This window comes from Limimaricola cinnabarinus LL-001 (assembly GCF_000466965.1).
Classification (GTDB): domain Bacteria; phylum Pseudomonadota; class Alphaproteobacteria; order Rhodobacterales; family Rhodobacteraceae; genus Limimaricola; species Limimaricola cinnabarinus.
The window spans coordinates 1-853 of record NZ_BATB01000170.1; the positions used below are offsets into that span (position 1 = coordinate 1).

At 66.4% G+C, this 853-nt stretch carries 1 protein-coding gene; it reads right to left on the reverse strand.

What is annotated here, in order from left to right:
- Positions 1-842: TonB-dependent siderophore receptor (locus MBELCI_RS18935; protein WP_235047708.1), on the reverse strand; the 842-nt coding region annotated here is incomplete at its 3' end.
- Positions 843-853 lie beyond the last annotated feature (11 nt).

An 853-nucleotide genomic window follows, 5' to 3' on the forward strand; every position in this document is an offset into this window, starting at 1 on the left:
GTCTCGCCGGTCTCGATCTCGCCATATCGCAGCCCGGCATCGACATGCAGCCGCCCGCCAAAGGTGGCGCGGTTCTGCGCGTAGATTCCGCGCTCCTCGACGGTGCTGGCCGGGGTGTCGGTCACGGTGATCGCGGGGGCGCCAGAATAGTCGGGATCGAAGGGATCGATCGAGGCAATCTGCGTGCCATAGCCGAAGTCGCTGTCGTATTCGCCCCGGTTGTAGCTCAGGCCCAGCAGGGATTGCATCGCAACCGCGCCCAACGCATATTCGGCCGTCGCGGTGAGATCCGCGCCGAATGTCTCGAGCGTGTTCTCGGCGCGGTAGAAGGTGCGGTCGATGGTGCCGTCGTCGTTGTAGCGCGTCGGGTAGTCGTCGAAAGCCCACCACGCATGGCGATAATCGGCCTCGCTTCGGGTGGCGCGCAGCCGCGCATCCATCGACCAGACCGGTGATAGCCGGTGCTCGGCCAGAAGCGTCAGGCCACGGCTCTCGCTGTCGAAGCGGTCGAAACCCGGCTCGCCGACGAACAGGCCGTCATCGAGGAACGCGCCGTTCGGCGCAGGCTCCAACGCGCCATAGAGCGAGGCGAACTGGATCATCGGGCTGCCCTGGTTCTCCAGGTAGTTGGCCAGAAGCGTCAGCTTGGTGCCGAACTGCGGCTCCCATGTGATCGAAGGCGCGATGGCAAAGGCGTCGTCGCGGCTGTGATCCACCTGCGTGTCGCTGTCGCGCGCGAGCGCCACGACCCGGCCGCGCAGGCTGCCATCGGCGGTGAGATCATGCGACACGTCGAGGCCAACCTGCCGCCGGTCATGCGAGCCGAACTGGAGCTGTGCCACGTTCTCCGACG